Source organism: Tautonia marina, from assembly GCF_009177065.1.
Taxonomy (GTDB): Bacteria; Planctomycetota; Planctomycetia; order Isosphaerales; family Isosphaeraceae; genus Tautonia; species Tautonia marina.
Genome location: NZ_WEZF01000004.1, coordinates 247,324 through 272,421, shown reverse-complemented (window position 1 = coordinate 272,421; position 25,098 = coordinate 247,324). Strand labels below are relative to the sequence as shown.

The 25,098-nt window shown below is 57.8% G+C and carries 21 protein-coding genes; 17 read left to right on the top strand and 4 right to left on the bottom strand.

Annotated elements, in window-relative coordinates; genetic code table 11:
* Nucleotides 1-70: 70 nt before the first annotated feature.
* Complete coding sequence (gene queC / locus GA615_RS07175) at nucleotides 71-769, bottom strand: 7-cyano-7-deazaguanine synthase QueC (RefSeq protein WP_152050590.1); 699 nt, start codon at nucleotides 767-769, stop codon at nucleotides 71-73.
* Nucleotides 770-1,115: 346 nt separating this feature from the next.
* Between queC and GA615_RS07170 the strand changes: the two genes are divergently transcribed.
* Nucleotides 1,116-2,144 (top strand): DUF1559 domain-containing protein, encoded by a 1,029-nt coding sequence (locus GA615_RS07170; RefSeq protein ID WP_152050589.1) that lies wholly within the window; start codon nucleotides 1,116-1,118, stop codon nucleotides 2,142-2,144.
* A 98-nt stretch (nucleotides 2,145-2,242) separates the two neighbouring features.
* On the opposite strand, the gene GA615_RS07165 is transcribed toward GA615_RS07170, so the two are convergent.
* Nucleotides 2,243-3,400 carry an iron-containing alcohol dehydrogenase gene (locus GA615_RS07165; protein WP_152050588.1) on the bottom strand — a complete coding sequence of 386 codons (1,158 nt, stop codon included), beginning with the start codon at nucleotides 3,398-3,400 and terminating at the stop codon, nucleotides 2,243-2,245.
* 34 nt (nucleotides 3,401-3,434) lie between these two features.
* Nucleotides 3,435-3,764: a tetratricopeptide repeat protein gene (locus GA615_RS07160; protein WP_152050587.1), complete on the bottom strand. Its 330-nt coding sequence runs from the start codon at nucleotides 3,762-3,764 to the stop codon at nucleotides 3,435-3,437.
* A 234-nt stretch (nucleotides 3,765-3,998) separates the two neighbouring features.
* Between GA615_RS07160 and GA615_RS07155 the strand changes: the two genes are divergently transcribed.
* The 16 genes from GA615_RS07155 to GA615_RS07080 all read left to right on the top strand — a co-directional run bounded on the left by GA615_RS07155 (nucleotide 3,999) and on the right by GA615_RS07080 (nucleotide 21,839).
* A complete protein-coding gene (locus tag GA615_RS07155) occupies nucleotides 3,999-4,367 on the top strand; it encodes a DUF5658 family protein (protein ID WP_152050586.1) in 369 nt (122 codons plus the stop codon).
* Nucleotides 4,368-4,556: 189 nt separating this feature from the next.
* The gene (locus GA615_RS07150; RefSeq protein WP_152050585.1) at nucleotides 4,557-5,894 is read left to right on the top strand and encodes a tripartite tricarboxylate transporter substrate-binding protein; all 1,338 of its coding nucleotides are present in this window, start codon (nucleotides 4,557-4,559) and stop codon (nucleotides 5,892-5,894) included.
* Between the two features lie 37 nt (nucleotides 5,895-5,931).
* Nucleotides 5,932-7,479 (top strand): tripartite tricarboxylate transporter permease, encoded by a 1,548-nt coding sequence (locus tag GA615_RS07145; protein ID WP_152050584.1) that lies wholly within the window; start codon nucleotides 5,932-5,934, stop codon nucleotides 7,477-7,479.
* Between the two features lie 112 nt (nucleotides 7,480-7,591).
* Complete coding sequence (locus GA615_RS07140) at nucleotides 7,592-8,170, top strand: class I SAM-dependent methyltransferase (RefSeq protein ID WP_152050583.1); 579 nt, start codon at nucleotides 7,592-7,594, stop codon at nucleotides 8,168-8,170.
* Nucleotides 8,171-8,713: 543 nt separating this feature from the next.
* Nucleotides 8,714-9,463 carry a cytochrome c3 family protein gene (locus GA615_RS07135; RefSeq protein WP_152050582.1) on the top strand — a complete coding sequence of 250 codons (750 nt, stop codon included), beginning with the start codon at nucleotides 8,714-8,716 and terminating at the stop codon, nucleotides 9,461-9,463.
* Nucleotides 9,460-12,690, top strand: a complete 3,231-nt coding sequence (locus GA615_RS07130; RefSeq protein ID WP_152050581.1) for a TAT-variant-translocated molybdopterin oxidoreductase — start codon at nucleotides 9,460-9,462, stop codon at nucleotides 12,688-12,690. The genes GA615_RS07135 and GA615_RS07130 overlap by 4 nt, the downstream gene beginning before the upstream one ends.
* Nucleotides 12,691-12,700: 10 nt before the next feature.
* Nucleotides 12,701-14,131, top strand: coding sequence for an NrfD/PsrC family molybdoenzyme membrane anchor subunit (gene nrfD, locus GA615_RS07125; protein WP_152050580.1), 1,431 nt, complete (start codon nucleotides 12,701-12,703; stop codon nucleotides 14,129-14,131).
* 19 nt (nucleotides 14,132-14,150) lie between these two features.
* Nucleotides 14,151-14,693: a DUF3341 domain-containing protein gene (locus GA615_RS07120; RefSeq protein WP_235905172.1), complete on the top strand. Its 543-nt coding sequence runs from the start codon at nucleotides 14,151-14,153 to the stop codon at nucleotides 14,691-14,693.
* Nucleotides 14,690-15,316 carry a c-type cytochrome gene (locus GA615_RS07115; protein WP_152050579.1) on the top strand — a complete coding sequence of 209 codons (627 nt, stop codon included), beginning with the start codon at nucleotides 14,690-14,692 and terminating at the stop codon, nucleotides 15,314-15,316. Before GA615_RS07120 ends, GA615_RS07115 begins: the two co-directional genes overlap by 4 nt.
* Complete coding sequence (locus GA615_RS07110; RefSeq protein ID WP_152050578.1) at nucleotides 15,313-16,662, top strand: hypothetical protein; 1,350 nt, start codon at nucleotides 15,313-15,315, stop codon at nucleotides 16,660-16,662. The genes GA615_RS07115 and GA615_RS07110 overlap by 4 nt, the downstream gene beginning before the upstream one ends.
* A 3-nt stretch (nucleotides 16,663-16,665) precedes the next feature.
* Nucleotides 16,666-17,091 carry a hypothetical protein gene (locus GA615_RS07105; protein WP_152050577.1) on the top strand — a complete coding sequence of 142 codons (426 nt, stop codon included), beginning with the start codon at nucleotides 16,666-16,668 and terminating at the stop codon, nucleotides 17,089-17,091.
* Nucleotides 17,088-18,002, top strand: coding sequence for an SCO family protein (locus GA615_RS07100; RefSeq protein ID WP_152050576.1), 915 nt, complete (start codon nucleotides 17,088-17,090; stop codon nucleotides 18,000-18,002). The genes GA615_RS07105 and GA615_RS07100 overlap by 4 nt, the downstream gene beginning before the upstream one ends.
* Nucleotides 18,003-18,018: 16 nt before the next feature.
* The gene (gene coxB / locus GA615_RS07095) at nucleotides 18,019-19,077 is read left to right on the top strand and encodes a cytochrome c oxidase subunit II (protein WP_152050575.1); all 1,059 of its coding nucleotides are present in this window, start codon (nucleotides 18,019-18,021) and stop codon (nucleotides 19,075-19,077) included.
* Between the two features lie 56 nt (nucleotides 19,078-19,133).
* Complete coding sequence (ctaD, locus tag GA615_RS07090) at nucleotides 19,134-20,756, top strand: cytochrome c oxidase subunit I (RefSeq protein WP_201750130.1); 1,623 nt, start codon at nucleotides 19,134-19,136, stop codon at nucleotides 20,754-20,756.
* Nucleotides 20,749-21,423 (top strand): cytochrome c oxidase subunit 3, encoded by a 675-nt coding sequence (locus GA615_RS07085; protein WP_235905171.1) that lies wholly within the window; start codon nucleotides 20,749-20,751, stop codon nucleotides 21,421-21,423. The genes ctaD and GA615_RS07085 overlap by 8 nt, the downstream gene beginning before the upstream one ends.
* Nucleotides 21,420-21,839: a cytochrome C oxidase subunit IV family protein gene (locus GA615_RS07080; RefSeq protein WP_152050573.1), complete on the top strand. Its 420-nt coding sequence runs from the start codon at nucleotides 21,420-21,422 to the stop codon at nucleotides 21,837-21,839. The genes GA615_RS07085 and GA615_RS07080 overlap by 4 nt, the downstream gene beginning before the upstream one ends.
* A 265-nt stretch (nucleotides 21,840-22,104) precedes the next feature.
* On the opposite strand, the gene GA615_RS28660 is transcribed toward GA615_RS07080, so the two are convergent.
* Nucleotides 22,105-24,924 (bottom strand): ATP-binding protein, encoded by a 2,820-nt coding sequence (locus GA615_RS28660; protein WP_390622220.1) that lies wholly within the window; start codon nucleotides 24,922-24,924, stop codon nucleotides 22,105-22,107.
* Nucleotides 24,925-25,098 lie beyond the last annotated feature (174 nt).

The window sequence follows — 25,098 nt, the reverse complement described above, 5'->3', positions numbered from 1 at the left end:
CGGCCATAACTTTTGAAGGCCCTCACCGCATTAGGCGTGGTGCAGGGCCTTCACGCATTTCTGGGAAAGCTCAAGACTGGTAGGGAGCAGGATCGGTCAGGCCAAGCTGCTCGAAGGCGTCGAGCCGAAGCCGACAGGAGTCGCATCGGCCACAGGCTCGACCGTGCTCGTCGGGATCGTAGCAACTGTGAGTCATGCTGTAGTCGACCCCGAGTTCCAGACCTCGTCGGACAATCTCCGTCTTGGACATGGTGATCAGCGGAGCATGGATCCGAAAGCGCCCTCGATGTTCGACCCCCGCCCTGGTCGCAAGCTGGGCGAGGGATTCAAAGGCGGTTAAGAATTCGGGACGGCAGTCCGGATATCCGGAATAGTCGACGCAGTTGACACCGATGAAGATGTCAAAGGCTTCGATCGTCTCGGCCCAGGCGAGGGCAAGGGACAGGAAAACAGTATTTCTGGCAGGTACGTAGGTGATCGGAATCCCCTCAGCGATCTCGTCATGGGGTCGATCTTTGGGGACCTCAATCTGGTCCGTCAGCGCACTGCCACCGAAGGGACGCAGGTCGAGCGTGACTTCGATGTGGCGGGCGACACCAAAGGCCTGAGCAACACGTCGCGCGGCCTCTTGCTCAATGTGATGACGCTGGCCGTAAAGCACCGTTAACGCGTAGGGAGTAAAGCCCTCGGCGAGACATTCCGCCAGAACGGTGGAGGAATCGAGGCCACCGCTGAGGAGAACAACTGCCCTGGAGCCACCATTTCTCATGAGGGTCTTCCTGCCAGAAGGGCCTGGAGATGAACGAGGGGTGGTCGATTTGTTGCTGGTTTGAGAAGACTTGATGATTCTTAACCTCATCATCCCAAGAGTGCTTGACTCTGCACTCTCGGACTGGTCAGTTTCTCTACCGGAGGGATGAACCTGAGGGCCAGAAGGTTCCATGCTGTGCCTGTGGAATTCATGGAATCGTGCTCGCTTTCAGGTTCAGGGTCGACTAGGATTGTGATTGGAGCCATCAGTCTGTTCTGACCTGATGGCCTTGCCTGTCTCTCAGGGGTTCTCCATTTCTTCGTTCGGTTGTTCGCAAACCGTACTCGATGAGGAGGTCGCGTCCATGCGACGATCTCGCGGCGGCTTTACGCTGATTGAGTTGCTTGTCGTCATTGCCATTATCGGGGTCTTGATCGCCCTGTTGCTGCCGGCGGTGCAGAGTGCTCGGGAAGCGGCGCGACGCGCCCAGTGCACGAACAACCTGAAGCAGCTCGGTCTGGCGCTGCATAATTACCATGATATCCATAACACGCTGGCACCCGGGCGGATCTGGCGAGCCGGTCCTCCGGGACCGTCATTTCCGACCATCTTCTCCGGGACGCCGAACACGACGTGGTTCATCCTGATGCTGCCTCAGTTCGAGCAGCAGGCACTTTATAACGCTTTCAATTTCGAACTCGGTGCGGAAGGCGTGCCGACCGCCTGGGGAGTGGGCGGTCCGCTGGCGCCTGCCCTCGGGTTCTTTGCGAACAGCACCGTGACCGGGACGAAGATTTCAATCTTCCAGTGCCCGAGTGACGAGGAACGTCAATTTCAGATTACACCGCAGTACCAGGGAGGGTTGCTCAGCGGCCCCGTGTTTACGAAAGGGAACTACGCGGTGAGCTGGGGCAATACCAACTGGCGACAAGAGGCCATTGGGGCTCAGCAGTATCTTCAGTCGGCTTTTGGTCATCGGACGACAAAATTGGCCGACGTCCGGGATGGAACCAGTAACACGGTGTTCATCGCGGAAGTCCTCCAGGGTGATCGCTTCGACGTACGAGGGGTGATGTGGTCGAGTGTGCCCGGTGGAGGGTCGTTCATGACCCGCTTTGCCCCGAACCAGTTTCGAGACTACCTCGATCTGGTCCAAGGTGGCGATTTTCTGAACCAGCCCATCTTTTGCGTGCCAGAGGATCGCTTGCCTTGCACCGGGAATGCGGGTGACAGCCAGGCCTTCGCCGCAGCCCGGAGCCGGCATGCCGGTGGAATCAATGTGGTGCTTGGCGACGGTTCGGTTCGGTTCGTCAAGGAGTCGATCAACCACCTTGTCTGGATCGGTTTGAACTCGATTCGAGGGGGAGAGGTGATTAGCGCCGATCAGTTCTGACCCATCGTGTCGTCGCTCATCCCGCTGACGGCCCGTTGACCCCCCTTTGCAGGGGGGGGCGACGGGCCGTCGTCGTTCCGGGAGGAGACCGGCTCGATTCACCATGCGGCCTCGAGAAGGTGGATCAGCGAGGACTCATCGCACGATCGGGGATTGGTTCGGTGGCTCTGATCGAGCAGGGCAAGGTGAGCGTATTCCGCGATCCGCTCTCGATCGAGTCCTTCGACCTGACCGAGCCTTCGAGGCAGCGGAAGTCGAGCCAGCAAGATCTCGGACAGGGTGATCAAGTGGCCGGGGCCGTCTCCACTTCGGCCCAGTCCGAGCTGAGAGGCCAAGTGGGTCAGGCGAGCATGAGCCGTCTCGAAATTGAACCGCAGGGCGTGCGGGAGGAGAATGGCGCTCAGCGTGCCGTGGTGCGCGCAACCTTCCGAGTTCAGGGCGAGGGAGAGAGAGTGAAGCATGCCCAGGCCCTTGCGACTGCTAATTCCTCCGAGTAGTGAGCCCATCATCAGGGCTCGCCGCGCATCGTGACTTGCCCCGTCCTGGACACTCGGCTCCAGTCCTCTGGCCACCTGTCGAAGCCCTTCGAGCGCGATCCCGTCGCAGATCGGATCGTATGTGGTTGAAAGATAGCTCTCAACACAACGAGTCAGGGCGTTCATACCGATCCCCGCGGTGAGGATCGGCGGGAGACTCAGGGGCAGTTCAGGGTCGCAGAGCGCGACGCTTGGTAACAGAGAAGGACTACGGATGGCGGTTTTTCGGCCGGACTGGGTGAGCTGAAGGATCGCTGCACAGCTCGCCTCCGACCCGGTTCCGGACGTCGTGGGAATTGCGATCATGGGCGGCAGATCGCCGGGAATCCGCGCGGAGCTGTCTTCCAGGTCATCGAAGTCGGCCAGTGGGCCCGGATACGCCACCAGCAGTCGAGTTGCCTTGGCGGCATCGATCGGGCTGCCGCCGCCGAGGCCGATCAGTCCATCGCAGTCGTTTTCCCGATACGTTTCCAATGCATTCAGGACATCCGACTCGAGGGGATTGGGCCGAACGTCCGCGAACACGGCGACGCTCGAACGACCGGGAAACGTTCGAGCGAGTCCGTCCAGTACCCGATCGAGAAGGCCGCAGGCAACAATTCCCGGATCCGTCACCACGAGGGGACGACGAACCCGAAGGGTGGAAAGCTCGGCGGGGAGTTCAGCGATCGCACCGTCACCAAAGCGGATGCGAAGGGGAAACGTGAATGTGGACACCATCACGGCACCGCCCGGCACGGTAGGATATGGACGCTCAGCCGAGCAGTTCGAGGAACCCTTGCATTTCCCCCGCGGCTTTCAGGTCGCCGAGCGCCTGAGCCTTCGCGATTCCTGAGACGAAGTACGAGCGGGCCCGTTCTGGATCGCCTTCATCCATGTAGGATTGTCCGAGCTGCTGGTAGGACGCGACCTGGTCATCCGGGTGATCGGCGATGAGGGCCTCCAGCCTGCTTCGGCCCTCGTCAAGGTCTCCCTCTCGGAGACATTGCATGGCAAGGCCATAACGGAGAAAGGTGTCGGTGGGATCGGCGGCGAGACTTTCTTCGAGGGCAAGCCGGCGGGCAGACTTTGGGGAGTCGGACATGAGAGGTTTCCCAGGAAAGGCATCTGACAATTGGTCGCGAGGGTTCTGAGTGGGAAGCCCATTCACGCTAAGGACCGATCAGGTGTCCTGTCAATCAGGAGGAACTTGGAGAGGCGCTTGCAATGGACCGGGTGAAGCGTCATCCTCTGGCTCGCGACCGTTGGGGGAGCGGCGTGCTTGGACTGCCCCGACGTGTCATCCTGATTGATCGTCGGAACGGACTCGGATAACTCGATGAGTGAGCAGGATCGTCGCCGTCGCACCAGGCAGACTTCCTGGCATACCCGGCATCTTCTTTTGGAGTCGGAGATTGCCTGGCTGATCATTCTCAGCGTGCTCGACGTGTTTTTGACGTGGGCGTTACTTGCTCGGGGGCCTCGATTTATCGAGTCGAATCCGCTGGCTGCCTGGGTCTTCCATCGGTTCAACATCAAGGGGTTGGTAGCGTACAAGTTTCTCCTCATCGCGGCGGTGGTTGTGATTGCGGAGGGAGTCGAATACGCCAAGGAGGGCCGGGGGAGGCTCGTGCTCCGTATCGGAATCATCGCGGCGGCGGCCGTGGTGATTTATAGTGTGATCCTCAATCTTCGACATCCCTTCTGAGAACAAGCTCCGGCGTTCGAGGAGGAGATTGATCCGGGAGTGGAGCGGTCCTCACTTCAGAAGGCTTTCGACGCGGATGGATGCGATGGTCGAATTCCCCGCGGCTCACAACGTCAGGTGTGTTCCTCGGGAATCGCCACCCCTTTGTGGCCGGGTTGCCGGTCCAGCGAACCTCTCCAGCGAGCAAAGATGATTCGCTTCATGGATCTTCGATCACGGCTGCCCTTCCTGCTCCTGGGACTCCTCGTCCTTGTCGGGTGTTCCGAAGGGGAACGCTATCCTGACCGGCCGATGATGCTCATCTGTCCCTGGTCGGCGGGGGGAGGCACCGATACCGTTTCGCGGACGGTTGCTGCCTTGCTTGAGCAAGAGCTCGGCGTGCCGGTCAACGTGGTGAACGCGACCGGGGGATCGGGAGTGACGGGCCATACTCGGGGAGCGCTCGCCCCGGCCGATGGTTACACCCTGACAATGGTGACCGTCGAGTTGAACATGCTTCACTGGCGGGGGTTGACGAACATCACTCCTGACGATTTCCGACCGCTCATGCTGCTCAATCGGGACGATGCGGCGCTGTTTGTTCGAGACGATGCCCCGTGGCAGACACTGGCGGAATTGAAGGACGCGGTGGCGGCGGAGCCTCGGGCGTTGCGGGCCTCGGGCACGGCGCAGGGGGGGATCTGGCATGTGAGCCTGGCCGGCTGGCTGAACGATGAAGGGCTCGATGCTGGCGATATTCTCTGGATCCCGATCAATGGCGCAGGACCATCACTTGATGCACTGATGTCGGGCGGGGTCGAGATGGTCTGTTGCAGCCTTCCAGAGGCCTCGGCGTTGCTCGAGTCGGGCCGGATTCGGTGTCTCGGTGTCATGTCGGCCGATCGCGTGCAGGGATTCCTCGACGTGCCAACCTTTCGGGAGGAAGGCTCCGACTGGACCATGGGTGGGTGGCGAGGCCTTGCATTACCGCTGGGAGTGCCAGAGGATCGTGCCGAATTGCTCGAATCGGCTGTGGCAAAGGTGATCCAAAGCGAATCGTATCTCGAGTTCATGGAGAACACCGGATTCAACGTCTCTCCCGCTCCCCCCGAAGCGTTTCGCGCCATCATGGACGAGTTCGACCGTCAGATGGGAGTGATTCTGACGGGAGACGCGTTCCAGTCTGTTCGATCCACGCGGTACGGACCGATGATCTTTCCGGGGATTCTGTTGGGCTTGCTCGCCCTGGTACTGCTGATCCTCGCAGTTCGAGGAGGGCTCAGGCGATCGGTCGAGGCGCCTCGGATCGATCGGGACGGCTTGGTTCGGATGGGAGTCGCATTGGCGTTTGTGCTGGGGTACGTGCTCCTGGCGGATCGGGTCGGTTACGTCCTGACGGCAATGGTCCTGCTCCTGGGGATGTTGTGCTTCCTGCGGGTAAAGTGGCCCGTGGCTTTGGCGGTCGCGTTGGTATGCGCTCCGATGACCTATCAGGTGTTCGCGGTTGTCCTGCGGGTTCCGCTTCCCTGGGGGTGGCTGGGTTGGTGAAGCCGGCGACCGTTGCCGGAGAGGGGACTTCGGATTGATGGATCCCGCGATCGTGGACGCTGCCTCTCAGGTCCTGCTCGACCCCGTGGTCTGGACGGCAATTCTTGCCTCGGCTCTTTACGGCGTGTTCGTCGGAGCGGTGCCGGGGTTGACCGCTACGATGGCCATGGCCTTGCTGGTTCCCTTGACGTACTGGTTGCCTCCGCTTCCTGCGCTGGCGGCGATCGTCACCATGGTCGCCTGTGCGATCTTTGCCGGAGATATTCCGACGATCTTGCTTCGGATTCCGGGGACGCCGGCATCGGCGGCATACGCGGACCTCGGGAGCGGCCTCGCCTCCCGGGGCCGGGCCGATGCGGCATTGGTCACAGCGCTGATCTTCAGTGTGGCGGGAGGTCTCTTCGGTGCGGTCGTGCTGATTTTGCTGGGAAGCCAACTGGCCCAGGTAGGAACCTTGTTCAGCCCGGCCGAGCACTTCTGGCTTTATGTCCTCGGGCTCACCTGTGCCGTGGTGGTGTCCCAAGGTGCACCGATCAAGGGAGCGTCCGCGGTCCTGCTCGGGTTGCTCGTCTCAACCGTGGGACTGAGCGCCGTGCATGCCCAGTCGCGGTTTACGTTCGGGAATCCGGAACTTTATCAAGGGATCGGCTTTATTCCGGCGATGATCGGCCTGTTCGGCGTGTCGGAGGTATTCAAGAATCTGCTGACGATGATCCCGGAATCCGATCGAGCGTCGAATCAGATCCCGGGGGGAGCAACACCTTCACCGGGACACCCGTTGAAGGAAGTGCCGGGAGCGATTCGACGGTTGGTCCGGCGGCCCTTTTCGAGTCTCCGGTCCGGGTCGATTGGCGCGCTGATCGGAATGTTGCCCGGAGCCGGGGCTGACATTGCAAGCTGGGTTTCTCTCGGGATTGGTCGCCAGTCGGATCTTCCGCATGCTGAATCCGATGATGAAGGCGCACTCGATCGGCTCGGAACCGCGACGACGGCCAACTCCTCAGCCCTGGCAGGAGCCTGGATTCCAGCCCTGGTGCTGGGGATTCCCGGAGACTCGGTCACGGCGATTGTCATTGGCGTGCTGATGATGAAGGATCTCACGCCTGGTCCGGAGATCTTCGAGAAACAGGCGACCCTGGTGTATGGACTGTACCTGATCTTCATCCTCGCCAACCTGATTCTGTTGCCGGTGGGACTTGCAGCGATCAAGGCGGGGGGATTGGTGCTTCGGGTGCCGAAACGGATTTTGATGCCAGTTATCCTCTTGTTTTGTGTGCTCGGATCGTTTGCGATCAACGGGAGCACCTTCGACATCGGGGTCATGCTTGTCTTTGGGCTGTTCGGATTCGTTCTGGAACGGAGAGCCATCCCACTCGGTCCGGTGGTCCTCGGCATCATTCTCGGAGGTCCACTGGAGGAGCGGCTCATCCAGGTGTTGACGGCTGCCGATGGGTCGGCGATCGCCTTCGTCGATCGCTGGCCGGCAAGAGTTCTCGTCGGACTTTGGATCCTCCTTCTGATCGTGGCATTGATCCGTCCCGGTCGTTGGCTCGCAGGGGATTCCAGGCAGAACCGCCTCAGATGAAGGAGTGACCCCACGCTGGTCGCATGATTTTCGAGGCGCGAGCCGGCAACTCGTGAACTCCGCAGGTCATTTTGCCGATTTCAGGTCAGTGATTCGCTGTGGAGTTGTCCGAGTGATTGGTCTGCCCCGCATTGTGGAACTGGCCCAACTTCTGGTCGCTCGGACGCTCTCGGAAGGGGACTTCGCCATCGATGCAACGGTCGGGAAGGGGCACGACACCCTCTGGCTCGCGCAGCAGGTCGGCTCGACAGGACGAGTTCTTGGGCTCGATCTCCAGATGGTTGCTCTGACCACAACGAGGCGTCGGCTGATCGAGGCGAATTTGTCGAATCGGGTCATCCTTGCGCAAGCCAGGCACGAAGACCTCAAGACGCTCCTTTCCGCAAGAGATCCCCTGGCTCGACCGAAGGTAATGATGTTCAACCTCGGTTATCTCCCCGGAGGCGATCATTCCATCGCAACGCGACCAGAATCAACCCTTTGCGCACTTGAGGCAGCCGTAACCCAGGTGATACCCGGTGGCCTTGTGAGCGTGGTCGTGTACCCCGGCCATCCCCTCGGGCGAGAAGAATCGAGACAGATTCTTGACTGGGCCAGCAGTTCCAGAACCCCCCCCATGAAACTGCTGCGCTGTGATCTGCCTTGGACTCACCAGCCATCTCCCTGGCTACTCGCACTGTCTCCTGAATAGGAAGCCCAAATGCATTTATGGCCCTCCTCGATTTGAGGAGTTTTGGCCTCAGAATTCTTGTGTTTCTCTTTGATTGCTCCGCCGTCATGGAGAGTCAAACGATGAGCGAGAAATTTCTAAAACCTATTCCCACAATAAGTTGTGGCAATCGGCCCCAATTCTCGTTTCGAATGGAGGACCGGTGTCTTGTCCTGGAACTTCTCCTTGGTTAGTCTATTGGAAACGGTGTTGGTTCAACACAACGGTCATCCTTGAACTGATGCCGAGATTTCAGCCGCCCGCCTTCAGGTTTCTCGCGGGTTGTTTTCGAACCCGGTTCGTCGTGTTGGGTGCCCTTGTGTCGGCGAGCCACATGACGGTTGGTTCGGACGCAATCCTTGTTTTTTCGGAAACTTCGTGAAATAAATCACGAGCGGTGGTTTGACTTTCAGGTGTGCCCCCCCGGACACCTTGAGGTCACGATTGACGGACGTCCTGGCTGGCGGGACTCCGGCGGACGGTCGCCCGAGTGGTCTTGCCCTGGTCGGCGAGTCGAGGAGAGCAATGCCTCAGATTTTTCACCCGAGCGCCAATACGCTCGCCCGAGCGAGCATCTTCGGCGGGGCGTTTGTTGCCTTGGGGGTGCTTCTTGTTACCCACATGGTGATCCGGTCGCCGTATCAGACCGATGTCCACGTGGTCAAATCGCAGCCGGTTCCCTTCTCTCACGAACATCACGTGCGAGGTTTGGGGATTGATTGCCGTTACTGCCATACTTCGGTGGAAGAATCCTCATTCGCCGGGTTGCCCCCGACGTACACGTGCATGAGTTGCCATTCCCAGATCTGGACTGACAGTCCGATGCTGGCCCCGGTTCGGGAAAGCCTGGCGTTGGATCGACCTCTGGAGTGGAACCGAATCCACGATGTTCCCGACTACACCTACTTCAATCACGCGATTCACGTGAACAAGGGAGTCGGTTGCTATTCTTGCCACGGCCGTGTCGACCAAATGCCACTGGCCTGGAAGGAAGAGTCAATGAGCATGGGTTGGTGCCTTGAGTGCCACCGAAACCCTGAGAAGCACCTGCGTCCGCGAGAAGAAATCTATAACCTTGAATGGTCGGTCGATCAAGACCAAGAGGCTGTCAAGGCGTTCGTTCAGCGTGAGGCCGATTCGGAAACCTTCGAGCTTCTGGCGTCAGACGACTACGTCTCTCAGGAGGAACTCGGGCAGCTTCTCGCTGCGATGTACGAGGTTCCCACTCTCGGCCATAACACTCCCTTGACCAATTGCGCGGTTTGCCACCGATGAGAGAGTCCCATCACGCTCCGAAGCGGACGCCCTTGAATCTGGCTCGTCTTCGCTCCCGGCTCGATGGCGCGACCGGGCCGCGGTACTGGCGTGGCCTGGAGGAGCTGACCGAGACGGATGAGTTCCTCAGCTACATGCAGCGGGAGTTTCCCGAGCAGGCTGATTCCTGGGATGATCCCGAGAGCCGTCGTCAATTTCTCAAGCTGATGGCTGCCTCGCTTGCCCTTGCGGGGGTGAGCGGGTGCGCGTTTCAGCCGCAGGAAAAGATTGTCCCTTACGTGAAGGCTCCCGAGGAGTTGGTTCCGGGCAAGCCGCTCTACTTCGCCACCTCGATGAGCCTTGCCGGAGATTGCATCGGCTTGCTGGTTGAGAGCCAGGAAGGTCGCCCGATCAAGATCGAGGGCAACGGGCTTCACCCGGCGTCGCCTTCGTCCCTCACGAAAGAGGTTGTGGATCAGGTTCTTAAGACGGCCGATCCCGACGCCCAGCCGATCAATGCTACGGTGGGATCGACGGACCTCTTCTGTCAGGCGGAATTGCTGTCGCTCTACGATCCGGATCGCTCTCAGGAAGTGCTTCGCAATGGCAGACCGAAAACCTGGGAAGACTTCCAGGTTGGGATGTTGGAGCAGTACGAGCAACTCAAGGTAAAGGGGGCAGGAGAAGGGCTGAGGATTCTGACCCGAACGGTGACCTCTCCCACCCTTCGAGCCCAGATTCAAGGACTGCTCGAAGAGTTCCCGAACGCTCAGTGGATTCAGTACGAGCCGGTGAATCGCGATCACGCTCGAGACGGGGCGATTCGGGCGTTCGGGGCAGACCGACATGCGATTTTTCATGTCGATCGTGCCGACCGACTCGTGACCCTCGACGCGGATTTCCTGGCGTATGGTCCCGGGCACCTCGTGAATGCTCGCGGTTACGCCGATCGTCGGAATCCGGATCATCCCGATGGGATGAGCCGTCATTATGCCGTTGAATGCAACCTGACTCTGACGGGGTCGAATGCCGATCATCGCCTGCCGCTGGCCGCGAGTCGGATCAAGGACTTTGCCTTGATGCTGGCCAGGGAACTGGGGATTCCAGGACTTCCTGAGCCTTCGGGGTCGCTTCCGGAAGAAGCCACTCGATGGATTGGCCCGCTGGCTCGCGATCTTGGTGAGCATCCTGGGGCATCGTTGGTGCTGGTGGGAGACGCTCAACCGCCCGTCGTTCATGCCTTGGCGCACGCCATCAACGAAACGCTCGGGAACTTCGGCAAGACGATCGAGTGGATCGAACCCGTCAGTGAATCGATCAATCAGGGGGAAGCCCTCCGGGAACTGGTGGACGACCTCAATGCCGGCAAGGTTGATCTGCTGGTCATGCTCGAGGTCAACCCGGTATATGATGCTCCCTCGGATCTGAATTTCCGAGATGCCCTGATTGACGCAGAAAACACGCTTCGAGTGCATCTCGGGCTCGCGCTTGATGAGACCGGCGAGTTGTGTCAGTGGCATGTGCCGCAGGCCCATTTCCTGGAAGCCTGGGGAGACGGGCGTGCCTTCGATGGAACGGCGACCCTGGTTCAACCGTTGATCGCCCCACTTTTCGGAGGACGATCGAGTCTGGAGGTCGTCGCGGCACTCCGAGGGGATCGGAATCCCGATGGGCGTGCCTTGCTCGAAGCGTACTGGCGGAACGAGCTTGCGGGAGACTCGGAGACCGAGGGTTCCGAGTCGAACGGTTTCTCCCAACGCTGGAGGCAATGCCTTCACGACGGCTTCATCGCAGGCACGGACTTCAAGCCCGTCGAGGTGTCAATCGCGGAGGGTGCTTCACTGGCCACCGTCGAGGACTTCGAACCGACGGAAGGTTCGCTCGAACTGGTCCTGGCGCCCGATCCGACGATCTTTGACGGACGATACGCCAACAACGCCTGGCTTCAAGAATGTCCCAAACCCATCACCAAGTTGACCTGGGACAACGCCTTGATGGTTCCAGCGTCGATGGTGGATGAGGCGTCAACGAGTCCGCTTGCGGGGTTGCAGTCGGGGGATGTGGTTGGCCTGACCGTCGGAACATTGACGCTCGACGTACCGATCTTTGTGATGCCTGGCCATGCCGAAGGGGCGGTGACCCTGCACCTCGGATACGGACGAACGCGTGCCGGTCGGGTCGGCAACGGGACCGGGTTCAACGCTTACGCAATCCGTTCCACTGCATCGTCCTGGATCATCCCTGGGGTTTCGATCAACCGGTCGGAGCAGACGTACGAACTGGCCTCGACTCAATTGCAAGGCTCAATTGACGGTCGAGACCTCTACCGTGAAGCCACTCTGGATCAGTATCAGTCTCAACCCGATTTCGCTCACCTAAATCAGCACTTCTCTGCTCGGTTTGGTGAGACGACGGAATCGCTTTATCCTGAGTACGATTACTCTGCAGATCGGGGAGAGGGCTGGAATGGTCATCCAGGGTACGCCTGGGGAATGACCGTCGACCTGAACCGTTGCGTTGGCTGTGCTGCCTGCGTGGTCGCCTGCCAGTCAGAGAACAACATTCCCGTTGTGGGCAAGCGAGAGGTGATTCGCGGTCGGGTCATGCACTGGATGGAGGTGGATCGCTACTTCGCGGTCGAAACCCCCGCCGGTCAGGAGCCAGCCCTCGAGAATCCGAAGATTGCGTTCCAGCCACGATTCTGCATGCACTGTGAAAAGGCCCCGTGCGAGCCGGTTTGTCCTGTGGGGGCAACCGTCCATGACCACGAAGGTCTGAACAACATGGTCTACAACCGCTGCGTCGGCACGCGGTATTGCAGTAACAACTGCCCGTACAAGGTTCGAAAGTTTAACTTCTTGAACTATCCCGAAATCCAACTCAAGGAGTCGGAACTCGGCTCGGGCTTTTCTCCCCTGGTCCTCCTGCACAACACCGACGTCTCGGTGCGTTCTCGGGGCATCATGGAGAAGTGCACTTACTGTGTCCAGCGGATCTACGAAGGCAAGATACAGTCGGAAATCGAAGGGCGACGCGTGCGGGATGGTGAGATTGTCACCGCCTGTCAGGCTGCCTGTCCGACTCAGGCTCTGGTCTTCGGTGACCTGAATGATGAATCAGCGCAGGTGACCCGGCTCAAGAAGTCGCCGCGCAACTACGGAATGCTGGCCGAGGATCTCAATACCCGGCCTCGCACGACGTACCTGGCTCGCGTGACCAACCCGAATCCCGAGATCGCGACGGCGTGAGGCGGAGTCGATGGCAAGTGAGAACGATCTGACGGGGCGGTCCGGCGTGGAAGAACTGCCGATCATTGGCCCCGGGCACACGTACGCGACGGTCTCGGACAAACTCACCGCAGTTGTCCTTCTCGACCGGATTCGCAAGAGCTGGGTACTCGGCCTTGCGATCTCCTTCGCGTTCGTGATGCTGTTTTTGATGTCCGTAACCGTACTCTTTTTGAAGGGCACGGGCATCTGGGGCCTCAATGTCCCGGTGATGTGGGGCTTCGCAATTGTCAACTTCGTCTGGTGGATCGGTATCGGTCACGCCGGCACATTGATCTCGGCGATCTTGCTTCTGCTGCGGCAAGAGTGGAGAACATCGATCAATCGCTTCGCGGAAGCCATGACGCTTTTCGCGGTGGCCTGCGCCGGCATGTTCCCGATCCTCCACCTTGGCCGGCCGTGGGTGTTCTACTGGCTGATGCCTTATCCGAACACCATGGCCCTTTGGCCGCAGTTTCGAAGTCCTCTGGTCTTCGACGTCTTTGCGGTGTCGACCTACGCCACGGTTTCGCTGCTGTTCTGGTATGTCGGCTTACTTCCCGACCTGGCGAACCTTCGAGATCGTGCGAAGAACAAGTTTGCCCAGGTGATTTATGGGGCGATGTCGATGGGCTGGCGAGGCTCTGCCCGCCACTGGGCACGGTATCAAACGTCGTATTTGCTCCTCGCAGGTCTGGCCACTCCCCTGGTCGTCTCGGTGCATACGATCGTGTCCTACGACTTCGCCGTGAGCGTGGTCCCTGGCTGGCACACAACGGTCTTCCCGCCTTATTTCGTTGCGGGTGCGATCTTTTCGGGTTTCGCCATGGTGCTGACGTTGGCGATTCCCCTTCGAGCCGTTTACGACCTGAAGGACTTCATCACCGATCGTCACCTTGAGAACATGGCCAAGGTCATGTTGGCGACAGGCTTGATCGTTGCCTACGGCTATTTGATGGAGGACTTCATTGCCTGGTACGGCGAGAACGAATACGAGTTCTTCATGATGCTCGGGCCAGGTCGGCCCTTTGGGCCTTACTGGCTGTTTTACTGGGGCCTGATCGCCTGCAACATCGTGATTCCGCAACTGCTCTGGTTTCGCTTCGCCCGACGCAACGTGATCGTACTCTGGCTGATCTCGATTGTCGTGAACGTCGGCATGTGGCTCGAGCGTTTCATCATCGTCGTGACGAGCCTGAGCCAGGATTTCGTTCCCGCAAACTGGCAGCAGTACACCCCAACGTTCTGGGATTGGTCGCTCTACCTCGGAACGATCGGCGTTTTCTTCTGCCTCCTGTTCCTCTTCATCCGGGTCCTGCCTGCGATTGCGATCAGCGAGATGCAGGAACTGGCATACGAGGTGGATCATCGCAAGAGTCTTGGCAACGACGGACACGGCAAGGGCGACTCGTCGCACGCCTGATCGGGAGTGGAACTGAACGATGGACGTGACGCACCCAGATCTCTACGGGTACATCGCTGAGTTCAAATCACCGACCGAACTGGTCAGTGCTGCGACCAAGGCGCGCGAAGCAGGGTATCGGCGGATGGAGGCCCATTCGCCGTTCCCGGTCGAAGGTCTTGCCGAGGCGATCGGATTCCGAAAAAACCGAATCCCTGCCATCGTCTTCACGGCAGGCCTGCTTGGTGGTCTCGGCGGATTTACCATGCAGTATTTCGCCTCTGTAATCGATTACCCCCTGAATATCGGGGGCAAACCGCTCAATAGCTGGCCGGCGTTCATCCCGGTGACCTTCGAATGCACGATTCTGGCCGCTGCCTTCGCGGCAGTTTTTGGCATGCTGTTCCTGAACGGTCTTCCGATGCCTTACCACCCGGTCTTCAGCGTGGAAAAATTCGTCCGTGCCTCGCACGATCGATTCTTCCTGTTCATTCGGTGGGACGACGACCAGTTCCATGAGCAGGAGACGCGGTCGTTCCTCGAGGGGTTCAGTCCCGAATCGCTCTCGGAGGTGCGACCATGAACACAACTTCTCGATCGTCGAATCGCTTCTCGTGTCACCGTAAAGGCGCAGTCCTGAGGGTTCTGGTACTCGGAACACTCGGTTTCATCGGCTGCCGTTCCGAGATGTACGATCAGCCTCGGTATGATACCTACGAGCCCAGCGCCTTTTTCCCAGACGGTTTCTCAGCCCGTCCCCTTGTCGCAGGCACTGTTGCTCGTGGTTGGGCTCGATCGGATGAACATCTCTATTACGGTCAGGAAGATGGTCAACTCGCCACGACCTTTCCGTTCCCGGTTGACGAAGGCGTTCTCGAACGAGGTCGTGACCAGTTCACTGTCTTCTGTTCACCCTGTCATGGCGGCGTGGGTGACGGACAGGGAATGATCGTTCAACGAGGAATGCCAAAGCCCCCGAGCCTGCACGAACAACGCCTGCGAGAGATCCCGGTTGGTCATCTGTTCGACGTGATCAGCCGAGGTTACGGGGCGATGTATTCCTACGCACACCGCATCAAGCCTCAAGACCGCTGGGCAGTGGTTGCGTATATTAAGGCCCTTCAACTCAGTCAGAATGCTCCGATTGACAGCCTTGACGAGGCCGACCGGCAGCGGGTTGAGCAGTCCCAGGAGGCGGCCCAGTGACGAGTTTCTTCGGGAAGAGTGGCGATGGCAGTGGGAACGGCGATCCCCTGGCCAGTCGCTTGGAACAGATCTTTCGTATCGCCGGAATCGTAGGAATTGTTGGGCTCTTACTCTGCATTGTGGGCGCTTTCTTCGACGTCCAACAGGTCCTTCGATCATATCTGATCGCATACATTTTTTGGTTCGGGTTGCCCTTTGCCTGTCTTAGTCTTCTCCTTCTCAATCACCTTGCGGGGGGAACCTGGGGCCTCATCCTTCGGCGTCCTCTAGAAGCTGGAGCGTCGACCTTCCTATTGATGACTCCCTTGTTCTTGCCCCTCGCGTTCGGAATCAACCAGATCTATCCCTGGGCGGGAGCAGAGCACGGGACGAGTCATTCTTCTGCGGATGATCATGCTGCTGAGGGTGAGCACCCAGATGCTCACTCTGATTCTCAGCATGCGGCAGTCTCGGAGGAGCACGGAGAGTACGAAGAGCACGGGCATACTTCGCACTTCAATCATAAAGAGATCTGGTTTCAGCGCCCCTTTTACTTCGCAAGGTCGGCTGGATACTTTGCGATCTGGGGGGGGCTTGCGTTCTTGTTGGTTCGTTGGTCAAACGAACAGGATCGAGTCTCGAATCCCTCCATCCCGACCCGAAGAATGGCGCTTCTTGGGGCCCCAGGACTGATCCTAGCCTTCTTGACGGGCACCTTTGCCATGTTTGACTGGGGGATGTCGCTCGATCCCGATTGGTACTCGACCATTTACGGAGCGATGTTGATCGTCGGGATGGGACTTCAAACATTCGCCTTGCTTAACATCGTCACGACATTGCTGGCGGATCGAGGAGCTCTCGGTGACATTGTCCAGCCGAAACGACTCAGGGATCTTGGAAACCTGATGCTCGCCTTCGTGATGCTTTGGGCATACACTTCATACAGCCAGTTTCTGATTGTCTGGAGTGGCGATCTCAGCGAGGAAATCCCGTGGTACCTCCAACGTTCACAGCACGGCTGGCAGTACGTTGTTGGCTTCCTGGCGATCTTTCACTTCTTCCTTCCGTTTTTCGTGCTGCTCTTCCGCTCAAACAAAGAGAAGGCGACGCGTTTGCGAGCCATCGCGTCCTTCATCTTTGTGATTCATCTTGTGGATCTGTACTGGCTTCTTGGGCCATCGCTCGGATACCAGAGCCCGGTGCCGCATCTCCTTGACCTCGCGGCAATTCTTGGGCTCGGTGGTCTCTGGCTGGCTTCGTTCGTGTACTTCTTGAACTCGCGGCCCTTGCTTGCCAACCATGATCCAGGTTTGGTCGAGCTTCGACATCACGATGCCGCACATGCTTCGCATTCGGAGGGGGCCTGACCAATGGCTGACCAGATTCATCATGATGAGTCACTCAACCCTCACGCTCGAGGATATCAGGAAGACCGAATCCATGTTGGCCCGATCGCCATGTTCACGGTGGGGTTGACCGTGGTGGTTGTGATTGTGTTTATCGCAATCGCGTTTCTGACGGAGCGTTTCAATCAGGCCCAAGAACGTCTTGATCAGAAGCGGTCCGCCCTCTTCGCCCTGGAAGATGACGACCTCTACCCAGGACCTCGGCTTCAGGAGAAACCGAGCCGAGACATGGAGATTATGCGTCGAGAGGTCAACGAGCGACTGGACTCTTATGGATGGGTTGATCGCGATTCAGGGGTCGCTCATATACCGATTGATCGCGCCCTCTCCATAATTGCAGAGCAGGGTCTGCCCACGCGGTCATCGGATCCAGGAGGAACGTCGGAATGAATTTCTTCCTCCGTTCGTTACGATCGTGCTTCTCGGTGTTGATCATGGTGATGGGGTTGCTCACGACTTCATCATCGCTGGCTCAACCCTCGCCGACGCGAACGGAACAACCTGAACTGACACCTCAGCCAGGGATTCTTTCCAGAGTCAAATTCGAGCAGAAACCGGGTTCTCAGGTTCCCCTCGACCTCGTCTTTCAGAATGAGCTGGGCGAAACCGTTCGGCTCGGAGATCTGATGGGTGACCGGCCTGTGATTCTGAACCTTGTTTATTTCGATTGTCCCTTGCTGTGCAATCAGGTCCTCGACGGTCTGGTTCGCAGTCTCAATGTTCTGAACGATTACACCGTCGGTCAGGCCTTCGACGTGATCAGCGTGAGCATTAATCCCGCAGATTCTTCCGAGTCAGCGCTCGCAAAGGAATCGGCGGTGATGAGGGCGTATCATTTTTCTGGGGATGAGGCGAGAAGTGGTTGGCATTTTCTGACGACCCAGGATCAGGAGACGATCGATTCCCTCGCGGACTCTGCTGGTTTCTCGTACACCTACAATCCTCAGTCCAAGCTTTACGCTCATGCTGCCGGGCTGGTGTTTCTGACCCCGGAGGGTCGGATCTCTCGTTACGTCTACGGGATCAGCTATCCTGCTCGAGATCTCAGACTGGCTTTGACCGATGCTTCGGAGGGGACGATTGGCGGTGTCGTTGAGCAAGCATTACTGCTTTGCTATGTTTACGACCCGGAGAGCGGGTCGTACAGTTTTGCGATCATGAACGTTGTCCGACTTCTGGGCATGGTGACTGTGCTCAGCCTTGGTTCGTTCATGATTGCCATGTTTGTCAGGGACCGGCGGAGGACATCGGTTTCCTCCGCATCGACGATCCAAACATCGAACGCCCACTCGGACCGTTAAGCGAGAACATGGAACTATGTGGGAATTCCCACTCTTCCCCGACTCAGCCTCAACGTTCGCGCCGAAGGTCGATGCCCTTTACATTGGGCTCATGATCGTTAGCGCGGCGTTTACCTTCGCGTTTTGCTTTTTCGTCCTTTTCTTCGCCGTCAAATATCGGCGTGGTTCGAAAGCAGACCGATCCAACATTCGCGATTCGAGCCCACTGGCCGAAGCGATTTACATTACGGTCCCGACATTGATCGGAATCGGCCTCTTCATTTGGGGGGCCGTCATTTACTTCGAGCTGGTCAGTCCTCCTGGTGACTCGATCGAAATCTACGTCACTGGCAAGCAGTGGATGTGGAAGGCTCAGCACCCTGAAGGAAGCAGCGAGATCAATGCGTTGCACGTGCCGGCTGGAAAGCCGGTTCGGCTGATCATGACCTCTGAGGATGTGATTCACAGCTATTACATCCCGGATTTCCGAGCTAAGCAGGACGTGCTCCCCGGTCGTTACACGTCGATGTGGTTTCATCCCACGAAAGTCGGACGTTTTCGGTTGTTTTGCACGGAATATTGCGGAACTGAGCATTCTCGCATGGGTGGCTGGGTCACGGTGATGGAGCCCGCCGATTACGAGGCCTGGCTTGAAGGGAGTAGTGAGACAAACGGATTGGCCGCGGAAGGTGAGGCGTTGTTCCGCCAGTACCACTGCAGTGGTTGCCACGGGGCCAATTCGACCGTGAAAGCTCCTCCTCTGGAGGGAGTTTTTGGAGGGCCTGTTCCTCTGCTAAACGACCCGAAAGATCCACAGAGTGGCTCGAGGATTATCGTCGCGGATGAGCGATACGTTCGCGACTCGATCCTGCGCCCCATGGAGGAGGTAGTCTCCGGGTATGAACCCCTGATGCCCTCGTTTGCAGGCCAGATTCCAGAGGAAGACCTTTTGAAACTGGTTTCCTACATTAAATCGATTGGTCGAGGTCGTCCGAACCGGACTCTCACGGATCGTGGGATGTCTGAAGGTGAAGGAGCCTCGTCCAACATTACCGACTTCATGGGTGGGGCTGCGGCGAACGGAGGTACGGACTGATGAGCACGGCACCGCGTTCCGATGATCCCAGAGTGATCGAAGAGTCGGACTCGAACATGGGCTATCTGGGAGCTGACTATACTGTCAAAAGTTGGCTCCTGACGACCGATCATAAGCGGATCGGTTTGCTCTACATGATTTCGATCACGGTTTTCTTCTTACTCGGTGGAGCGGCCGCTACGCTCCTGCGACTTGAATTGATGACGCCGCGCGGCGACGTCTTCGGTTCGCCGGACGACTACAACCGGTCGTTCACGATCCATGGCGTGTTCATGGTGTTTTTCTTCTTGATCCCTGGTGTTCCGGCGGTCCTTGGAAATTTTCTGCTTCCCTTGATGATTGGTGCCCGAGACCTGGCGTTCCCCCGGCTCAACCTCATGAGCTGGTATATTTACATGATCGGCGGGCTCTTCACCCTCTATGCTCTTGTTGCAGGTGGGGTGGATACCGGTTGGACGTTCTACACGCCCTACTCGACCATGTTTTCGAACACTCAAGTCATTGCCGCTGCGCTCGGGATCTTCATCGTTGGGTTCTCTTCCATCCTGACAGCCCTCAACTTTATCGTGACAGTCCACACGATGAGGGCTCCCGGGATGACTTGGTTGCGTTTGCCGTTATTTATCTGGGCGCATTACGCAACCAGCCTGATCATTGTCCTTGGAACACCGGTTCTCGCGATCACGATTATCCTGGTCGCCGTTGAGCGACTGTTCAAGGTTGGAATCTTTGATCCGGCCTACGGTGGTGATCCGCTTCTGTTCCAGCACCTCTTCTGGTTTTACAGCCATCCTGCGGTTTACATTATGATCTTGCCGAGCTTCGGCGTGATCAGTGAGATTGTTACCGCATTCGCTCGCAAGAAGATTTTCGGCTATTCCTTCATGGCGGGTGCCTTACTTGCGATCGCGGTTCTCGGCTTTCTGGTCTGGGGACATCATATGTTTGTCTCCAGTCAGTCGATGTACGCAGGCATGATCTTCTCGGTTTTGAGCTTCCTCGTGGCCGTGCCTTCGGGCATCAAGGTCTTCAACTGGACAGCGACCTTGTATAAAGGGTCGGTTTCGTTCAAGACCCCGATGCTCTACGCTCTTGGGTTCATCGGTTTGTTCACGATCGGAGGGCTGACCGGTTTGGTCCTTTCGACGATGGCGACCGATGTTCATGTCCACGACACGTATTTCGTCGTCGCTCACTTCCATTACATCATGGTCGGTGGGATGGTGATGGCCTACCTCGGGGGCCTTCACTTCTGGTGGCCCAAGATCACTGGCCGGATGTACTCGGAATTCTGGGGCGCACTTTCAGCCTTGACCGTTTTTATTGGCTTCAACCTAACATTTTTCCCGCAGTTCCTCCTGGGATATATCGGGATGCCTCGTCGATATTACGAGTACCCGGAGGAATATCAGGTCTTGAATGTTATGTCGACGGCTGGTGCCTCCGTTCTCGCCGTTGGATACATGATGCCTCTGATCTATTTGCTGATCTCCCTGAAGGTCGGTAAGATCGCAGGCCCTAATCCCTGGGCGGCATCCGGACTTGAATGGGAGACCTCGAGTCCTCCCCCTACCCACAATTTCCTTGATACCAAGATCGTGACCAGCGGTCCCTACGACTACGAGTTGCAGGAATTCGCTGACCAGCAACGCGAAGTGCAGGAGCAAGGCATTGTCTAGCCCATCGGCGACCGCCCACGACAATACCTACGGTCAGGACGATACGTACCTGTACCACCACTTCGAGGATCTGCAACAGCAGCACGAGAGTTCCAGCCTCGGTATGTGGGCGTTTCTCTCGACTGAGGTTCTGTTTTTCGGGGGGGTCCTGGGCGCCTTTGCGGTGGTCCAGACCCTCTACGGACCTGCGATGAAGGCCGCGAGTGAGCATCTCGACCCCATCCTTGGGGCGTACAATACTGCGGTATTGCTCGTTTCCAGCTTGGCCATGGCATTGGCTGTTCGAGCATCTCAGCTCCGGCAACATCGGAACACAGTGCTGTTTCTGGTTGCCACAATCGTTCTTGGCTCGGTCTTTCTCGGAGTCAAGGCGTATGAGTGGATCCATGATTACCACCTCGAACTGGTTCCGGGTATCAATTTCAATCAGGACCGCTATCCAGGACGACAGATTCTCTTCTGGTCGTTCTACTTCACGCTCACGGGTATCCATGCGTTACACATGGTTATTGGGATCGTGATCATCGCCATCATGGCGGTCCTTGTGCAACGACGATGGTTTACTGGCGGCGGTGCTACCCAGATCGAGATGCTCGGCCTTTACTGGCACTTCGTTGACATCGTCTGGGTTTTCCTTTATCCAATCCTCTACTTGATTAACCGATGAGCCAGCACGTTATCTCACTCCGAACCAATTTTGTCATCTTCGCGATCCTGATGGCCTTGATGGTTCTGACGGTCGTGGTTGCCCTGGTCTTTGAGCTCGGAGTTTTCGAAATTCCGATCGCCTTAACCATCGCGACGATCAAAGCTGTCCTGATCATGCTCTATTTCATGCATCTCAGGTTCAGCAGTCGTTTGACCTGGCTGTTTGCCGGTTCGGGAACGTTCTGGCTGTTGATTCTCATCGCTTTCTCTCTCTCGGATTTTCTGAGTCGGGGTTGGATTTCTCCGATTCTCCATCAAGGTGAGTCTCGTGAGGCGGCTTCGGCGTATTTCGGTGGGCTCCCTGATCCAGATACCGCGCTGATGAATATTGCACACGATGAGTCAGGAGCTCATCACACGGGAGCTTCACACTAATTCGCCCGTTAAGTTTCGTCTGTTGAATCAACGCTTACCTGCGTTAGCAGTCCTGACCGACCGAGTTTGACTCGGTCGGTTTTTTATTTGACCGTTCATGCTCGAGGTTTTCTCATCGAAGAAGCGGAATGAATCGTTCATTCGATCGTGTTGAGTATGGATGAAGTGCCGATTGAAAGGTCGATTCCAGATCAGTCCCGGTCCGACATTTCGTGTTTGACGATAGGGTCGTAAGCTACGCGTTTCATTCGCTTGAAGAGGAGGTTCAAGCCGATTGGATCAGGAGTTCCTCAAGTACGGTAAGGAGTCGGTCGAAGTCGATTGGCTTGGAGAGGGTGCCACTCACGCCGAGCGATCTTAGTTGCTGGATTCGTTCATCAAGGACATCCCCAGAAAGAATAAGAACAGGCAAATCGGCGAGCTGATTATCACCTCGAATCCGGCGGAGTACCTCGATGCCGTCCATTCGTGGCATCATCAGATCGAGAAGGACCAAGGTGGGACGTTCTTGAGCAAGCCATTCAAGGGCCTCTGGTCCATCGCAGGCGGTTTGGACATCAAAGCCGGAGAGTTCGAGCAGATGGCTCATTGGTAGGCGCGTTGTCTCGTCGTCTTCAACAAGAAGGACGCGAGGTCGGTCACCCAGAGTCGTCCCTTCGGACGAATGCTGGATGGAGGAGGAGTACGTTCCAGGAGGGCACGGCAAGGGGGTGACCGGAAAAACCGCGATGAAGCAACTACCTGTTCCGGAGGTACTTGAGACCTCCATTCGGCCACCGACGGCTTCCACAAGGCGTCGGCAGATTGCCAGTCCTAGCCCGGTTCCCTTCGTGCGATCTCGTTCGGGATTACGGAGCTGGGCGAACTCGTCAAAGATTTGCCCAAGTTGAGTCGCTGGGATACCGGGCCCCGAGTCCTCGACGCAGAATTGGAGGCGACCATCAGTCGGTAAGGTAATTCTCACCCGGATAAAACCCGATTCCGTAAATTTGATCGCGTTTCCGACAAGGTTTGAGAGGACCCTACCCAGCTTGACACGGTCTGCGCGAATCCAGTGATGTGTCCCTTCGAATTCCCAGGTGAACGTGAGTTTCTTCTCCTGGGCGGCCAGACGCATAGGTCCGAGGGTGGAATCAAGCCAGTCCTCAATCGGAAACTCGACTTGATGTTGATTGATAACTCCGGAATCAAAACAAGTCAAATCGAGCAGGTCGCTCACCAGTTCGGCAAGGTTCCCAGAGGCCCGTTTCAGGTAGCTGGAGAGCCGGGTCAACTCATCGTCCCGGGGAAGTTCCCCGAGACGCCGACCGATGGTTTCGGCGAGCAAGTTGAGCGCATTGACTGGCGTTCTCAGATCGTGGCTGATGGCCGACAGGAAGCGAGACTTATTCCGGGCAGATCGTTCGGCATCGTCCTTGGCCTTCTGCATTGCGTCGGCAGTCCGCTTTCGGGCCGTGACATCCCCGATCAGGGCAAGGGCCCCGATCGGCTCTCGGTTCGAGGTCAAGAGGGGCTCGAAGCGCCATTCGAGATAACGAATCGAATCGCCGCCGGTCGCTTCCGTCCAGGGGGCATTGATTTGAACATGGGGCTCCAAATCGGCCACACAACGTCGCACTGCCGACAATAAGTCCGGAGAATCCGCGAATAGTTCTGCGGCCGTTGCGCCAATAATCTGAGACCGTGAACGGCCAAGAATTCGCCAGGCGGGACCATTGCAAGCACGACACTGACAATCGAGATCGAAGTAGGCGACCCCCACGGGTAAGTGATCCAGCAGGGCTTTGAGCTGAGCGGCCCGCATTGAAAGATCGGATTGCAACTCACTTCGTTCGGTGATGTCGTGGTAAGTTGCGATTGCACCTCCATCAACGGTGGGAAATGGATGGGCAATGACCTCAAAAATTCGCTCTACCCCGTCAGGCCGAACGTAACGGATCGTCTCTCTGACTTCCTCGGCGCGGAAAAAGGATCGCCAGAGGGGGCGATTGAATTCTGCAATGGGTGAGCCGTCGAGTGCCCGAACTGGGAAGAGCCTGGAAAACTGCTGCAGGGACATCGGGGCGAGATGGTCTCGGCCGAGCATCTCTCGACATGCGGGGTTGATCAAGGTTACTCGGGGATTGGGGCCGGTCACGAGGACCACCCCGATCGGGATCAAATCGACAATGGATTGAAACCTCCGATGCTCAGCTTCAGCATCGACGCGTGCAGAAAGTTCACCATAGAGCAGTTGAACATCATTGAGAGAAGCAGAGATAATCGATGCAAAACCGAGCAACGCATCGAGGCATTCGTCACTCGGTTCCGATCGCATCGCGGCGGATAGAATCCCGTGCCGTTCTCCCGCAACACTCAGTGGGAGGGCGATCAGTGATCCGAGTCGATGGCGAGTGATCCATTCGCGATCGAAGCGATGATCGGACTGGAGGTTTTCGACGAGGAAATGCATCCCGCTGCGTGCCACCTCGACGACTTCAGGAGGAAGCTCACCCTCATCGCTAGCAGACTCAGCGTCAATGGTGATGGATTGACCGGCGACTCCCGACGCGGCGAGGCGGTATTGCTGTGAGACCGGATCCACCAGCCAAACACGTGCGATCGCCGCACCAAAATCTTGAATCAAGGTTTCGATGGCAGTTCCGAGGACGAGTTCAAGACTCGGTCGAGAGCCGAGCCGATCGGTGAGGCGGGTGGTCATCCTTAGGTAATCAAGAAGGGCAGAGCGTCCCTGTCCCTGAGACCCTTTGACCGAAGGGCGGAGGGTTACAACGGTGAGGTCTTCATCGGCCTCTCGAAACGTCGAGCCGAAGAGACAGTCGATTTGTACCCTCGACCCATCAGGACGAGAGAGCGTTCCCTGGAATCTCGGGGACTGGTTCCTCTCCGAAGACTGAAGGGATCGGTGATCCTGGCGCTCATCCGAGCGGCTGAGAAGATCGCTCAGAAGCATCCCCGTCAGCGATCCCTGAGGGCGTCCGGAGGTTTCCTCAGCGATCCGGTTTGCCAGAACGATCCGCTCGTTCTGATCGATCACGATGATCGCGTCGCTTAATGCGTCGAGAATCGGGTTTCGAGCGATCACTCCCGCAGCATTCAACGCGAACCCTCCCTGCTCATCACGACTACGCCCGAACGTCACCTTCCAAGGGAAGGGCACTGTTATGGGAGTGGGCTCACCCTCTGTGTGGTAACGTGCTCCGGCCCCTGTGGGAGCACACCCCGCGACTCAGGGAGCCATGCAAGGCCGCATTGCCGA

Excerpts from the sequence above, each read along its gene's own strand:
- GA615_RS07165 (WP_152050588.1), bottom strand. The coding sequence starts at position 3,400 with ATGGTGTCCACATTCACGTTTCCCCTTCGCATCCGCTTTGGTGACGGT.
- queC (WP_152050590.1), bottom strand. The coding sequence starts at position 769 with ATGAGAAATGGTGGCTCCAGGGCAGTTGTTCTCCTCAGCGGTGGCCTC.
- GA615_RS07080 (WP_152050573.1), top strand. The coding sequence starts at position 21,420 with ATGAGCCAGCACGTTATCTCACTCCGAACCAATTTTGTCATCTTCGCG.
- nrfD (WP_152050580.1), top strand. The coding sequence starts at position 12,701 with ATGGCAAGTGAGAACGATCTGACGGGGCGGTCCGGCGTGGAAGAACTG.
- GA615_RS07135 (WP_152050582.1), top strand. The coding sequence starts at position 8,714 with ATGCCTCAGATTTTTCACCCGAGCGCCAATACGCTCGCCCGAGCGAGC.
- GA615_RS07160 (WP_152050587.1), bottom strand. The coding sequence starts at position 3,764 with ATGTCCGACTCCCCAAAGTCTGCCCGCCGGCTTGCCCTCGAAGAAAGT.
- GA615_RS07115 (WP_152050579.1), top strand. The coding sequence starts at position 14,690 with ATGAACACAACTTCTCGATCGTCGAATCGCTTCTCGTGTCACCGTAAA.
- coxB (WP_152050575.1), top strand. The coding sequence starts at position 18,019 with ATGTGGGAATTCCCACTCTTCCCCGACTCAGCCTCAACGTTCGCGCCG.
- GA615_RS07120 (WP_235905172.1), top strand. The coding sequence starts at position 14,151 with ATGGACGTGACGCACCCAGATCTCTACGGGTACATCGCTGAGTTCAAA.
- GA615_RS07100 (WP_152050576.1), top strand. The coding sequence starts at position 17,088 with ATGAATTTCTTCCTCCGTTCGTTACGATCGTGCTTCTCGGTGTTGATC.
- GA615_RS07155 (WP_152050586.1), top strand. The coding sequence starts at position 3,999 with ATGAGTGAGCAGGATCGTCGCCGTCGCACCAGGCAGACTTCCTGGCAT.
- GA615_RS07105 (WP_152050577.1), top strand. The coding sequence starts at position 16,666 with ATGGCTGACCAGATTCATCATGATGAGTCACTCAACCCTCACGCTCGA.
- GA615_RS07150 (WP_152050585.1), top strand. The coding sequence starts at position 4,557 with ATGATTCGCTTCATGGATCTTCGATCACGGCTGCCCTTCCTGCTCCTG.
- GA615_RS07145 (WP_152050584.1), top strand. The coding sequence starts at position 5,932 with ATGGATCCCGCGATCGTGGACGCTGCCTCTCAGGTCCTGCTCGACCCC.
- ctaD (WP_201750130.1), top strand. The coding sequence starts at position 19,134 with ATGGGCTATCTGGGAGCTGACTATACTGTCAAAAGTTGGCTCCTGACG.
- GA615_RS07170 (WP_152050589.1), top strand. The coding sequence starts at position 1,116 with ATGCGACGATCTCGCGGCGGCTTTACGCTGATTGAGTTGCTTGTCGTC.
- GA615_RS07130 (WP_152050581.1), top strand. The coding sequence starts at position 9,460 with ATGAGAGAGTCCCATCACGCTCCGAAGCGGACGCCCTTGAATCTGGCT.